Annotated in this window: 11 protein-coding genes; 8 read left to right on the top strand and 3 right to left on the bottom strand. The window is 55.4% G+C overall.

Going from position 1 to position 13864, the window contains the following annotated elements:
- Positions 1–92 precede the first annotated feature (92 nt).
- Together ACP9M6_RS02545 and ACP9M6_RS02540 are read right to left on the bottom strand one after the other, a co-directional pair.
- Positions 93–1250, bottom strand: coding sequence for a hypothetical protein (locus tag ACP9M6_RS02545; RefSeq protein WP_427453157.1), 1158 nt, complete (start codon positions 1248–1250; stop codon positions 93–95).
- 83 nt (positions 1251–1333) lie between these two features.
- Entirely contained in the window at positions 1334–1537 is a 204-nt protein-coding gene (locus ACP9M6_RS02540; RefSeq protein ID WP_427453155.1) for a DUF1674 domain-containing protein, read from the bottom strand.
- Between the two features lie 172 nt (positions 1538–1709).
- Here ACP9M6_RS02540 and ACP9M6_RS02535 point away from each other — a divergent pair, with 172 nt between their 5' ends.
- The 7 genes from ACP9M6_RS02535 (at position 1710) to ACP9M6_RS02505 (ending at position 12848) form a co-directional block, all read left to right on the top strand.
- Entirely contained in the window at positions 1710–3059 is a 1350-nt protein-coding gene (locus ACP9M6_RS02535; RefSeq protein ID WP_427453153.1) for an RsmB/NOP family class I SAM-dependent RNA methyltransferase, read from the top strand.
- 99 nt (positions 3060–3158) lie between these two features.
- Positions 3159–3977 (top strand): hypothetical protein, encoded by an 819-nt coding sequence (locus ACP9M6_RS02530; RefSeq protein ID WP_427453151.1) that lies wholly within the window; start codon positions 3159–3161, stop codon positions 3975–3977.
- 116 nt (positions 3978–4093) lie between these two features.
- Positions 4094–4783 (top strand): ribulose-phosphate 3-epimerase, encoded by a 690-nt coding sequence (rpe, locus tag ACP9M6_RS02525; protein WP_427453149.1) that lies wholly within the window; start codon positions 4094–4096, stop codon positions 4781–4783.
- Positions 4784–4792: 9 nt separating this feature from the next.
- Complete coding sequence (locus ACP9M6_RS02520) at positions 4793–6589, top strand: heparinase II/III family protein (RefSeq protein ID WP_427453147.1); 1797 nt, start codon at positions 4793–4795, stop codon at positions 6587–6589.
- Complete coding sequence (locus ACP9M6_RS02515) at positions 6586–8586, top strand: polysaccharide biosynthesis protein (protein WP_427453146.1); 2001 nt, start codon at positions 6586–6588, stop codon at positions 8584–8586. Before ACP9M6_RS02520 ends, ACP9M6_RS02515 begins: the two co-directional genes overlap by 4 nt.
- Positions 8587–8651: 65 nt before the next feature.
- A complete protein-coding gene (gene purH / locus ACP9M6_RS02510) occupies positions 8652–10283 on the top strand; it encodes a bifunctional phosphoribosylaminoimidazolecarboxamide formyltransferase/IMP cyclohydrolase (RefSeq protein ID WP_427453144.1) in 1632 nt (543 codons plus the stop codon).
- A gap of 1677 nt (positions 10284–11960) precedes the next feature.
- The gene (locus tag ACP9M6_RS02505; RefSeq protein ID WP_427453143.1) at positions 11961–12848 is read left to right on the top strand and encodes a LysR family transcriptional regulator; all 888 of its coding nucleotides are present in this window, start codon (positions 11961–11963) and stop codon (positions 12846–12848) included.
- Here the strand turns inward: ACP9M6_RS02505 and ACP9M6_RS02500 are convergent.
- The gene (locus ACP9M6_RS02500; protein WP_427453142.1) at positions 12843–13295 is read right to left on the bottom strand and encodes an ABA4-like family protein; all 453 of its coding nucleotides are present in this window, start codon (positions 13293–13295) and stop codon (positions 12843–12845) included. The two genes, ACP9M6_RS02505 and ACP9M6_RS02500, sit on opposite strands and share 6 nt — an antisense overlap.
- A 163-nt stretch (positions 13296–13458) precedes the next feature.
- Between ACP9M6_RS02500 and ACP9M6_RS02495 the strand changes: the two genes are divergently transcribed.
- Entirely contained in the window at positions 13459–13830 is a 372-nt protein-coding gene (locus ACP9M6_RS02495; RefSeq protein WP_427453141.1) for a YMGG-like glycine zipper-containing protein, read from the top strand.
- The last annotated feature ends 34 nt before the right edge of the window (positions 13831–13864 follow it).

Raw genomic sequence — 13864 nt, 5'->3', positions numbered from 1 at the left:
GAGCGGATTCGCGTGAAACGGGAGTTCTTCCGGTGGAATCAAAAAAGCCCCACCAAATTGGCAGGGCTTTCAAATCTTTTCTTACGTCCGAACTAGTGGACCCAACGGCCCTGTTCTGAATGACCATAGCGTCCAGCGGCTTGATGCCCGCCTTCATACTGTCCCAGACCGTGGGGGACGGGGGCGCAGCCGGGTTGCGGGGCGACCTGTACGGGCACGGGATAGGGCACGTTCACGACAGGCCGCACGGTTTGCGTCGGCAATTGACGCTTACAGATCACGGATGTCGCAATTGTGTCGCCAAAGGCTGTCGGGCCAGAGACTTTTTCCCAATAGGTGCCATCTGCGCCCACCGTTGAGCCATAGCTCCCAGCCATCGGACCGTTTTGTTGCAACACGGGTGCGCCGGGCTGACCAAAGCTGGGGCCGGGACGCGGTGCGCCAAGGACGAGGCCTTGTGTATTCATGAGGCCAGGCGCTCTCATCTGCGGCGCTGGCATCATCCGGCGGGTTTGTCCATGATATGTACCGGGCAGGGTCACTGTACGTTGGACTTGTCCGCTATAAGTTCCCGGCAGGGTCACATTATAACCTTGCTGACGCATCATGCCCGGGTTTGGAACGGTGCCGCCAAATGTATCGCGGCCCAGAACGGGTTGCGACACTGTGCGACCGCTGTCGAGCACTTGCTGCGCGCGAACGGGGTCACGGTCGACAATAGATGTCGGAACATGCGCAATACCAGGAACGAAAGTCGCGTCACCGTATGTGCGGGGCGCGAATTTGGACGGATCATATCCGCCGCCAATGGCGACAACGCGGGGTTCTTCCACGACTTGGACAGGCGCGGGCGGGCTGTAAAGCGCGAGGGGCACGGGGGCCGGAGCCGGGCGGTTCATCTCGACTTGCACAGGAACCCCTGTATCCTGACGACAATATGTCGTGCTGGTCGGGTGGCATCCATTTGTAAATCCTGACGGGGCGTCGGACAGCGCAGCCGTCGGCATCATGCCATGCACGCGTGTAATTGAAACATTTGGTGCGCGTTGAAAATCAACAGACCGTAAATGACCCATCGGGTTTTGATTGCGAACCGTCATAGGTCCGAATTGCGGTGCATATCCGTCTATAACTTGAACCGGAACGGCACAACCGCCCGCGCCGCAATTACCACCCGCAAAGGCCGGTGTTGCTAAAAGGGCTGCGCCCATAACGCCCGTTAGGGCCGTTGAAATCATTTTGGTCGGCATGTGCCCACTCCCACTGGTCAATGACGCGGGAGATCCCGACGCCGGTCAAAAATATCTACCGGTGCCGAAGGAGGGAAGTCTGCCTAGAAGTCGTAGGCAATTCCGCCGCGTTCCCAATCGCCATAGCGTGTGGGTTCGACACCTTTCGGGCCGCCTTTTTCGGGTTCACGGGACTCAGCTTCCTCGCGCGCTTTGCGCCGTTCCGCCGCTTCAGCCAGAGCCCGCTTTGCCGCGGGGCTCAAAACCTTTTTCGGGGTTTCGGGGATATCGTTTTCTGGCTCGCTCATAGCGTACCAAATACCCCTGTCTGTCCCGTCCCGTCAAACGCGCAAATTGCCGCTCGATGAACCAGTGTGATACACGCACGCAGATAAGATTCCGTGAATCCCGTCTTTGCCAACTGTTTACCATAACGTGCCCGCTCTTTACGGGTGAGCCGCTTGCGCCTAAGCGCCTCGCATGACCGATAAAGAGCATATCTCCCGCCGTCCCCGCGCGGAACAAATCGCCGCCAGGATGACCGATTCCGTGAAAGCCCGCCGGTGTGCCGCGCTGGCCGTCATGGATGTGACCGCGAATGGGCGGGCCTTAGAACTCGCACTGGCGGCCACAGATGATTATGCGGGGCTTGAGGCGCGGGACCGCGCTTTTGCCCGCGCGATTGCAGCGACCGTGTTCCGGCGCTCGGGTCAGATCAAAGCCGTGCTGAAACCGCTCGTGCGCAAACCGCCCACCGCGCCCGTGACCGCCGTGTTGCAAACGGCTGTTGCGCAAATCGTCTTTATGGATGTCCCGCCTCATGCGGCTGTCGGAGAAACGGTCGAAGTTTTGAAATCCGGCAAAGCGACACGCGGCTTCGCCAATTTCGCCAATGCTGTCCTTCGCCGCGTCGTGGAGCAGGGCAGGCAAAGTGCCGCCTCCTCTCCGCCTCGCGCCAATATTCCCGGCTGGATCCGCGGTGAATGGGAGCGGACCTACGGCAAAATGCCCGCGACAAAGATCGCGGTGCAATTGATTAAAGACCCTGTGTTGGATTTGACAGTTGCGTCAAATCGCGAAGATTTGGCCGAGGCGACGGGCGGAAAACCGCTAGGGCGTCAAACACTCCGCCTCGACTCCATCGGTGATGTGACGGCCCTGCCGGGGTTTGAGGACGGGACGTGGTGGGCGCAGGATGTCTCCGCCGCGCAGCCTGCGCAGATCCTGATGGATCAGTTTGATATTATAAAGGACAAACGCGTTCTCGACCTCTGTGCTGCGCCGGGGGGCAAGACCCTCCAACTCGCCAGTGCGGGCGCGGATGTTACCGCGGTCGATAAATCCAGCGGACGCTTGGTGCGATTGGAAGAAAACCTCGCGCGGACCAAACTCTCCGCCACGGTTATAAATCAGGACGCGCTTGAGTTCGAGTCTGAACCCTTTGACGCGGTCCTGCTGGATGCACCTTGTTCCGCAACGGGTACGTTCCGCCGTCATCCCGATGTCCTGCATAACCGCTCGCCCAAATCCGTCGCTGATCTTGTGCGGTTGCAGGATAAACTCCTGCCCAAAGCCGCAAGCCTGACAGCGCCCGGCGGCGTGCTGGTCTATGCCGTCTGTTCACTGCAACCGGATGAGGGCCTGCCCCGTATCGTTAAGTTTTTGGAAATGTCGCCCGATTTTAGCCTTATTCCCCTTTCAGACCTGCCGGGTCTGGACCTACCGCCTGAACGTTTCGAAGGCGGTGTCGTGCGGACATTGCCGTGTGATCTGTCCAAAGCGGGCGGGATGGACGGTTTCTTCATCGCGGCATTACGCAAAGCGGGTTGAGGGCATGTATGGTTAATGCGGTAATTGAACGTTAACCTCAATGTGGTCCAAGCTTTGCAAGATACCGCCCGAAGCTGTTTCAAAATGGGAGGCTCTGACATGAGCACAACGAAATTTTTACGCGCCAGCCTGATTGCATCCGTAGGTGTAGCCGGACTGACACTGACTGCCAACGCACAAAGCCGCTATGGCAATGTCTATGATTATGAGAGTGGCAAAAACTGCGGCCAAGCCTGCGTTGCGCCTGCGCCAATGACGCCAAAGGCCAATTCCCGCTACGGTGCGCCCGTCACGGCGGCCCCGACTTATAATCCGGCACCTGTCTATGTGGATTGCCAGCAAATGGGAACATGTGCCCCGCAAGCGGCCGTTGTTTATACGCAACCTGCACCTGTTTATACGCAACCAGCGCCCGTTTATTCGCAGCCTGCGCCGACTTATTCAGCGCCAAGCTACGCACAGGCCGCACCTGTAAATTGTCCGGCGGGCACAACGGCTCAGTCTGATGGCACATGCCTGCAAGGGTCTTCCAGCTATACAGGAAGCTACTCCGCGCCAAGTTCTACATCTTCATATTCGTCTTCCACGACATATGATTCCACGCCTGTCAGCTGTCCTGCAGGCACAACAGCCCAGTCAGATGGAACATGTTTGCAGGGGTCTTCAGGCTCCATGACGATGGAAATGACAACGATGCCAGCGACTGTGACCCTGCCGGGTACTTATAATAGCGCTTCTGTCAGCTGTCCTGCGGGCACGACAGCACAATCCGATGGAACATGTATGCAAGGTGCATCCGGGTTTACCGGCGCAACGGTAGAGCTCTATCAGGGCGATGCGTCAACACAGTCCACGGGTAGCTATGGCTATACTGGCGGAACTTACACATCCGGCGATTACCTGCCTATCCGTAAGTAATTTGACCCCATTTAATAGAGACCCGTCTTCCCTTTCGGGAGGGCGGGTTTTTTTATACCTGAGTCTCATTTCCACGTTCGCTTGCGAGTCCTCTCCACACGCGGTAAGTTATTATCATGTCAGATAAAGTCCTCATTTCACCAAGCATTCTCTCCGCTGACTTCGCAGCATTGGGACAGGCCGTCCGTGATATAGACGCGGCGGGTGCGGATATGATCCATATTGATGTCATGGACGGGCATTATGTGCCGAACCTGACCATTGGACCGGATGTGGTAAAAGCGCTGCGCCCGCATTCGGAAAAACCATTCGACGTGCATTTAATGATTTCGCCAACTGAAATTCTCGTCCCGCTCTTTATTGCGGCAGGCGCGGATTACATCACGGTTCATCCCGATGCGGGGCCGCATTTGCACCGCACATTACAATCCATCCGCGCGGCGGGTGTGAAATCGGGCATTGTTCTCAATCCCGGTGCGCCTGTGGAACAACTCGACCCTGTTATCGACCTCTGCGACCAAGTCATGATTATGAGTGTGAATCCCGGCTTTGGGGGGCAGTCTTTCATTCCCTCACAACTCGATAAAATCCGCGCGGTCCGCGCCAAAATTGATGCGTTCAAAGCCGCTGGTGGCCATGACATTTTGTTACAGGTCGATGGCGGCGTGAACCCGACAACCGCTCGCGATTGCATTGCAGCCGGGGCAACATCGCTGGTGGCAGGGTCCGCCGTCTTCAAAGGTGCGGGGACTTACGCGGAAAATATCGCAGCCCTGCGCGGCGATGCCCTCACGAAAGCCGCTTGATCCAGCCTTATGGCCAAGCCGAGCCACCCATCCCTAAAATCGCGTGTTCCAACGCTGCCAACGGCATTGGACCTGACAAAACAGCATGTGCGCCGATTTTTTGCGGGGTTCACCTCGGGTAAAGGCCCCGGAAAACTCCCAACGCGAAAGCCTGGGCCTTTTCATCCTGCCAAGCCCGCCCTGACTTTGGGGGATGCCGAGAAAGCCAGCGAGCTTCTGGAAGGACAATTTCAGTTTGCCGGACAAAATTTGGATGTCGGGCCCTGGACGGAAGCCGCGCCGTCCCGTCGTTTCGCGGATTGGCTCCATAGTTTTGACTGGCTGCCTGACCTATTGGCGGTGGATAGTGAAGCCCATCATGCCAGGGCCCGAAGCTATGTTGATGGCTGGATTGAAACCTATGGCAAAGGTAATGAATTTGCGTGGGATAGTGAGCGCCTTGCACGGCGTTTATTTAATTGGCTCAGCGTCTGGGCTCCAGCCCTTGCCACAGCTGATGCGGAACCGACATTGGACCACCGTCGCGGATCAGTTGTCAGCCAACTCACAGCACTGCGTGGATCATTAAAAAAGCTACCGCCGGGATTAATTCGTCTTCAGGCGGGATGCGCCTTGGCGATGGGCGGCGCAAGATTGACCGATGGGCGATCACAATTTTTGGAACGCGGGTTGGATTATCTGGATTCTGAGCTCTCCGTGCAAATCTTGCCGGATGGGGGCCATATTTCGCGCTCGCCCGCAAATACGGCAGAGGCTTTGCGGCTACTGCTCACGCTCGACACGCTCTTGGCGGATCGCGGCGTCGAAGGCTCCCGCGACCTCTCCCGCGTCATTGATCGGCTCGCGCCAATGGTCGCGTTTTTTCGCCGTGCCGGTGGAGAGCTCGCGCCGTTCCAAGGGGGCGGTGAATGGGATGCCGCCGATATTGCCGAACTCCTTAATGTCGCTCCGGGCGACCCAAAGCCGTTTGGTTACGGTCCGCATACGGGCTATCAACGCCTCTCTGCCGGGGGGACGGTTGCGATTATCGATACGGGATGTGCCGCGCCGCGTCCCTTTGATGGGGAAACCCATTTGGCGCCTTTGGCGATGGATCTGTCCACCCCCGAGGGTGCCATCATTACGGCCTGCGGGTTTAACCCAGAGCAACCTTTATCTTGGTCCCGTCCCGTGCGGGCTGCGGCGGCGCATTCGACATTAATTTTGGATGGACGTTCGCCCGGCGCTCTTTTGAACTCAGACTGGAAACGTCGTGTAGTCGGGGACGCCGTCGACCGCGATGTCGGTCCCGTCCGTGCCTCTCGAAAAGAACAAGAGTCCGGGATTTGGCTGGAATCCCATCATGAGGGCTATCGCGGGGAATATGGCCTTGCCCATCGGCGGCGTTTATTCGTCCCGAAAGACGGAAGTGATGTCCGCGGTGAAGATTGTCTTTTCGTCCCTGTGGGCGCACCGCCCCTGCGCCGCGATCAGGTCCCGTTTGCTATTCGTTTTCACCTCCACCCCGATGTACGTGCCAGCCTAAGTCAGGATCAATCCTCGGCCTTATTAGTCGTGGGCGGCAAAGCGGGATGGCGTTTTCGCACAGATGGCGGTCTCGTCGCGCTGGAAGATTCCGTTTATCTCGGCACGGGACATACGCCCATTAAAACGCAACAAATCGTCGTGCGCGGCGAGGCCTTTTGTGATAGTGACGGTGAAACGCGGTCCAATCGCGTACGCTGGTCGATCCGGCGGTTAAAGCCGTCAGAACCTAAAAAAACGGCTAAGGTTGACGAGAAAAATGAGAGAGAGGGGGGGGCATGACGACACGTTCAACGGCGCAACCCTCCTTCCGTATGTTACGCAGCATCGCCCTGATCGGTACGGATGTTGTCTTTGCTTTGTTTTCCATGATGGCGGTTGTCCGCTGGCGCTATGATTTTCTAAACCAACCCATTCGCAGCGATATTGACCACCGCGCGGGCTGGATTACAGCGGGCGTTGTCTTGGTGACATGGGTTGTCATGCGGCAGGATCGGGCGATTTGGCGCTTCACAACGCTGCATGATTTCCGAAAGCTGCTCGTCGGTATTGTTGTCGTTATGCTCTCCGTGCCGCTCTTGCTCTATTTCTTTTTTGATCGGGCCGAGGCTTTCCCGCGCTCTGCGCCATTTTTGGCGGGCGCCCTTTTCTTCGGTCTTATTCTGGTGTCGCGCCTCATCGCGATGATGATCCAGAACGGTGATTTCAGGGCGCTATTTCGGGCGCGCTCGACCTATGCGCAGGACGCGTTGCTCGTCGGGCCGGCGCCGCACCTCTATAATTACCTGAATGACCGCGCGCGAAAGAAAAAGAGCGGACCGGGCTTCAACCCTGTCGGCCTGATTGAAACCTCAGGACAATATCAGGGACGGTCCATTCGGTCCGTTCCGATTCTGGGTGATCTGGATGAATTGCGAGAGGTGTATAAAAACATCTCAGGGCGGCAGGACCGACCCCTTCAAATTGTCTCTGTCGATCCCGCGCCGGATCGGGCGCAGACGGCGAACCTTATTAAAATTGCCTCGGATCTGGGTGCGCCACTCGGTCGTCGATCGACAGATGCCAGTCTCGGATTGTCCCCCTTTGAAGCGGCCGATTTAATTGGGCGCGAAATGCGCCGGCTTGACCTAACACCCGTGAAAGAGATGTTTCAGGGCAAGCGGGTTCTCGTGACGGGCGCGGGCGGATCGATTGGGTCGGAACTCTCGCAACAGATTGCGGCGTTGGACCCGGCGTCTTTAATTCTCGTCGATCATTCGGAATTTCATCTTTATAATCTGGAGAAACGCCTCGCACCGCTTACGCCGAAAATGAAAGCTGCGCCTTGGCAGACCTTTCTCGGCGATGTGCGCAATGCCCCGCGTATGCGCGAAATATTCAAGGTCGAGCGCCCGGAAATTGTCCTCCACGCAGCGGCTCTGAAACATGTCCCACTGGGCCAGAAAAACCCACTGGAAGTTCTGCGCACCAATGTCATGGGAACGTCCAATGTATTGGATATGTGCGAGGAATCCGGCGTCGACCATTTTATCCTGATTTCCACGGATAAAGCCGTCGCTCCCGTCAATATGATGGGCGCGTCCAAGCGGATTGTCGAAATGCTGACGCTCGCGCGGCAGGCCGTTAACCCGACCATGCAGGCCTCCTGTGTGCGGTTTGGCAATGTGCTGGCCTCTAACGGGTCGGTCGTGAATCTGTTCGAGGAACAAATCGCGATGGGGGGGCCCGTGACCGTGACCCACCGCGAAGTCGACCGCTATTTTATGATGGTCGAGGAGGCCTCCGCGCTCGTTCTCCAAGCTGCCGCGATGGGGGCGCAACGTCGCGAGAAAATCGGCGGCGGCCATGATGCTTCGGCTTGTATTTATGTGTTGGAAATGGGTGAACCCGTGAACATTGCCCGCCTCGCGCGGCAACTCATTCGATTGCGCGGGAAGGTCCCGGATGTCGATATTGAGGTCCGCTATACAGGTTTGCGCCCAGGTGAAAAATTGACCGAAGTTCTGTCTTATGAGGATGAAGACCTCGCCCCGACCGCCGTGGACGGTGTGCAACGGTTTAACGGCGCGATGATTGATCCGCACTCCGTGCTCAAGCGCGTAAAGTCCCTGATCAAGGCATTGGAAACCCGTAATCGTCGTAATATTCGCAAGGCGATTGCACAACTCGTCCCCATCTATGACCCGTCAGATGTGTTGTCCGAACCGACGCTCGCGGTTGTTCCCAATTTGGCAGAGCCGGACGTGATCGCGAATGATGTGGACGACCGCTCAGCCTAAGTGGAAACGCGTGAAACGGCGTGATAGGCGAGACATGATTCCATCGCTTTTTAACGGACTCCGCCATGCCCAGCCCCAATCCCGACCTGCCCGCTTTTGACCGCGCGACCCTACGCCCTGTGAAGCGGGCTTTGCTCTCTGTCTCGGACAAATCCCGCCTGATCGACCAGGCCAAAGCGCTGCACGAACGCGGCGTGAAACTCGTCTCCACAGGCGGCACGCATAAAGCCATTGCGGGCGCAGGTATTCCAGTCAAGGACGTCTCAGAGCTCACGAATTTTCCGGAAATGATGGATGGCCGCGTGAAGACGCTGCACCCGATGGTGCATGGCGGTTTGCTCGGCGACCGCGATTTGGCGTCCCACCGCGATGCCATGCACGATCACGGTATCCTCTCCATCGACCTGCTCATCGTCAATCTCTACCCGTTTGAGAATGCGGTCGCGCAAGGCGGCAGCTATGAGATGTGCGTCGAGAATATAGACATTGGCGGTCCCGCCATGATCCGCGCGGCGGCGAAAAATCATGCCCATGTGGCCGTCTGCACCGACTCCGTTGATGTCGATGCGGTGCTGGCAGATATGGACGCAAATGATGGTCAGACGACGGGAACACTGCGCCAAAAACTCGCGGCGAAAACCTACGCCCGTTCCGCCGCCTATGACGCGGCCATCGCCAATTACTTCGCGAAGCAGGTTGAAGAAACGCCCACCTATCGCGCCCAAGGTGGCACATTGAAACAGGAACTCCGCTACGGCGAAAATCCGCATCAGACGGCGGCTTTCTACACGGATGGCTCCCACCGCGCGGGCGTCGCGACAGCCGAACAACTCCAAGGCAAAGCGCTGTCTTATAATAATATCAACGACACGGACGCCGCCTATGAACTCGTCGCAGAATTTGGCTCAGTTGAGGCGGGCGACAAACCGACCGTCGCGATTATCAAACATGCCAATCCTTGCGGCCTCGCGACGGCGGATGATTTCATCACCGCTTATAAAAACGCGCTGGCCTGTGACCCCGTCTCGGCCTTTGGCGGGATTGTCGCGCTGAACGGAAATCTGGATGCGGCGACCGCAAAAGAAATCGTGAAAGTCTTCACCGAAGTCGTCATCGCGCCCAGCGCCGATGAAGATGCCGTCGAAGTCTTCCGTAAGAAAAAGAATTTGCGCCTCCTCGTCGCGGGCGGATTGCCGGATGTCACGGCCCCGTCCTTGACCCAACGGAATGTCGCGGGCGGTATCCTCGTTCAGGACCGCGATAATGGCTATGTCGCGGATGCGGACCTCAAAGTCGTGACGAAACGCAAACCGACGGATGCGGAAATGGCCGACCTGCGCATGGCGTGGAAAGTCGCCAAACACGTCAAATCCAATGCGATTATTTACGTCAAAGACGGCTCCACAGCCGGTATCGGCGCGGGCCAGATGAGCCGGATTGACTCGGCCAGAATTGCCGCGCGTAAGGCCGAAGATGCCCAAGCGGCCGCCGGATGGGACGCGCCAAGAACACAAGGCTGCGCCTGCGCCTCGGATGCCTTCTTCCCCTTCGCCGACGGCATGCTCGCCGCCGCCGCTGCGGGCGCCACCGCGATCATCCAACCGGGCGGCTCAATCCGCGATGACGAGGTAATTGCGGCTGCGGATGAAGCGGGCATCGCGATGGTGTTCACCGGGATGCGGCATTTTAGGCACTGATTTTTTAGGCGGCGTCCCGGAAATCGGTCCGCGGGACCGATTTCAGCCGCATGAAAAATCAGCAGGTTCCGTTAGATGAGGTAGGACTCTAAAGTCCAAAAACCTTCCTCATTGCCATCTGTGGGAATCAAGCCTCCACGTCGTAAGATCCTGCGCCTCACCGATTTTGAGGAATACCACACTCCTGTCTGTGGGCATAAAGATTGAGAATATGCACATGCTCCGATGGGCGCGTGCAGAGATACTGGGAAAGCCATGGGCGTTCCTCCTGAAAATTATGTTGATAATTTGCAGGACCGCGTTAAGCCTAGACTTCTTCAGGGTTGTTGGATCGTACGATCCTGCAGCTACTAGCGCCGGTGCATTGCATCGGCGCTTTTTTGATTTCTTCCTTTACTTATTACGTCGTTATTTTTTGAGAAAGTTCTCTCAAAAGATAGAATGACATCTGATATAAAATGTGAACCGCTACGTTCCACTATATATAGTGTTGATTTGCCCATGATGGTCAACGCCTAGTGTGTCTCTTTAAGGCGAAAACAAGTTACCACACCTTCAAGTTACTGTAATTAAAAGGCTTTTATAATTTGTGCACAATGCTATCCACACCCACAAAGGATTTAACGAGCAACTAAAATTTAAATTAGTGCTCTATTTCAATTTAATTTAACTATCTGATTCGGTCTCGTATAAATTAGTAGATTTAGAAATTCTCTATATTCACCCAATACATCGTTAAACACCACGCTCCCAGAAAATGGAAAACTTAATCCCCACTTATGCGAATTTTGAAAGCGTGGATTAAAAATTATACTCATCCCAAACTTCCGTTCATTCCAGCGAAAGCTGGAATCCAGAGATTAAATTGATTTCAGTGCGTTGAGGGCTGTTAAGCGATAAACGCTCTGGACCCCGGCTCTAGTTGTTTGTGAACAAAAAACGGACTGGGGTGGACGGGATCATGTGGATAGAGTTTTTGCTCAAGAGAATAATCCCCACTTATCCAACCCGCGCTATATTCAAACTCGTTCTTTCGGACATGGGACAGGTAGGAGCTCATCTATTCGTGCCGAAAGACGGTGTGTTTATCGGTGCGGGGTGAGACCTGCATCGGGGGACCGGGTTTCGAGTGCCTGACGGATTGAAACATCCGCAGTCAAGTAAGGCCGTTATCTGTAAAACACCGCCGCGTTGGTTCGTGCATTTGTTTTTAAAACAATTGCACAGAGCGCAGAGTTCTATCGATTAAAGACCGATAGAGCTTCGAGATTTGGAAGACGTAACGGTATCGCCGACCACTGCTCCCGTCTCACGCGCTTGGCCCTTGAGTAAAACATTTTTTCTTTTGGTCCTCCATCGCTTGGGCCACCACGCGGACGTCCCGTTTTTTTTCAGGGCTTCGCCCCTGTTGGCAGGTTGCCGCCCGCCAACCCAACCTGCGTTTGTCACGGACAATCGCCTCTCCTGCCAACCCCAAAGATGGGCGGTCGCATCATTCGCATGTCTGATTAAAAATGCGCCGGGACCCGTCCCTTTACGATGTGGGGCGCAGAAGGACGGGCTGCAGACCATAATAGCCTGACTTGATTAGGATTAGACTTTACTTAGGGCTTCACAAAGATTTTATGTCCGAACGTAGAGTTCGGAAATTACGAACAGAATAGAAAGCAAAATTTAATGGATCAATTACGTCGTATGGAAGTGTTTGTGAAACTGGTCAATTCCGGTCAATTCACTCAGGCGGCGAAACAACTCTCCCTATCAAAATCCACGGTAAGCCACTCCATTGCGGAGTTAGAACGTTATCTCGGCCTGCAACTCGTCAAGCGTAATAGCCGGACATTGAGTTTGACCAAGGCGGGGCAGGTTTATTACGAGGATTGCGTCCGGATATTGGATGAGATTAATCTGTCTGAAGACCGTGTTCGCGGGGAAGCCCGCGCGATTACCGGGTCCATTCGGATGACGGCGCCTATTTCATTTGGGACCTATGTTCTAACGCCGATTTTAGGACGGTTCATGGCGGATAATCCCGATATCTCGGTCAATATGATGTTGGCCGAGAAGCGCCTAGATTTGATTTCTGAAGGAATCGATCTTGCATTACGGGTCGGGACAATGCCTGATAGCCGTCTGCTCTCACGAAAAATCGGGGATGCAAAAATGGTGCTCTGCGCCGCGCCGTCTTATCTGGCGCAGCGTGGAAGACCGTCAAAATTGTCAGATCTCGACCATCACGAATTACTCGCCTATTCGCGCAGCCCGACATGGCGATTATGCGAAAGCGGGGTCGAAGTCGAGATTGAGCCTAAGGGTCGTTTGCAAACCAATAATGGCGAAAATCTTCGCGAATTTGGAGTGGCCGGATTAGGGATTGTCTATATGCCGAATGTGATTGCGGCCCCCGCGTTGGAGAGTGGCCGCTTGGTACAAATTATGCCCGCCCATACATCTGAACCGATCGATATTCATCTCGTCAGACCCGCAGGTCGTCACACGCCAATGCGGATTAAAAAACTGATGAACTTCATCATTGCAGATTTCAAATCAAAGGGACCTTTATGAGCCTTCCTCTAAACGCCCTCTGCCTTTTTTGGTTGCCCACCGTAGACCGAGATAGAGAACGAGACCCAGTGGACCAAACATGAAAGTGAAGAACAGGCAGGGGATGAGCAACCAATGACTGAACCCGCGTCTCTGTGCGTCGCGGGCTTCCCAGGCGCCGACAAAGAGATCGAAGACGAGGAAATGCGCCCAACCCACAAGGACCCCGACATCACTGCTGAAGATGGCGCGGACTTCGGCAATTGATGTAAATCCCGCGCCCTCTCCGCCCATACCGAAAAAGAGCGAGGCGATGATCCCGCAAGCATAAGCGAGGCCGAGGACGACCGGATAGAGCATGGAATGAACGAGCGTCCGCGTCATAGACCAGCGCGGCGCGAAGATCAAAAGCGCCCAGGCCGGCATGACGCTCAGGTTTAAAAGACTGAAAAGGGTTTCGACCGTCATAGTATGCCTCCAATGGTAAGCTTACAGGAAGATAACAAAAAAGAAACATGGGAACTTATTCATGCCATAATTCATTGGTCCTCTGTTAAGACGAAAAAAGTTTAGGGGCTTGAGCGAGAAATGCTCAGGCTTTTTCGTTTCAATTGTTTAGAAAGGATCTGACATGACGAATTTTATTAAACTGACATCTTTGGGCTTGGCCAGCGTCGCGTTCGCGGCCTGTACGACCACGGGAAATGTTGAAAGAAATGCTGCGGCGGGTGCTGCCATTGGTGGTGTGGCCGGTGCCGTGATCGGCAATAATGTCGGCGACGGCGATGCCGGAGAAGGTGCTCTGATCGGTGCAGCTATTGGCGGAGCCGCGGGAGCCTATAAAGGCAAACGTGATGACGAAGCGATTGGTGCGAATTCAGGATTCAAAGCGAATTTGGATCGGTCGACGCGTTATTATGACGACCGAACAAACCGTTACTACTATTATGAAAAGGGAACGTCCCGGACATTCTATGAAAATGGTCAGTTACGCTCCAGCTAAATCACTCCGAATAGGAGTTTTGAAACGGCTCCCA

This window comes from Litorimonas sp. WD9-15, assembly GCF_050271975.1.
Lineage (GTDB): Bacteria > Pseudomonadota > Alphaproteobacteria > Caulobacterales > Maricaulaceae > Litorimonas.
This window is presented reverse-complemented; position numbering and strand designations above follow the sequence as displayed.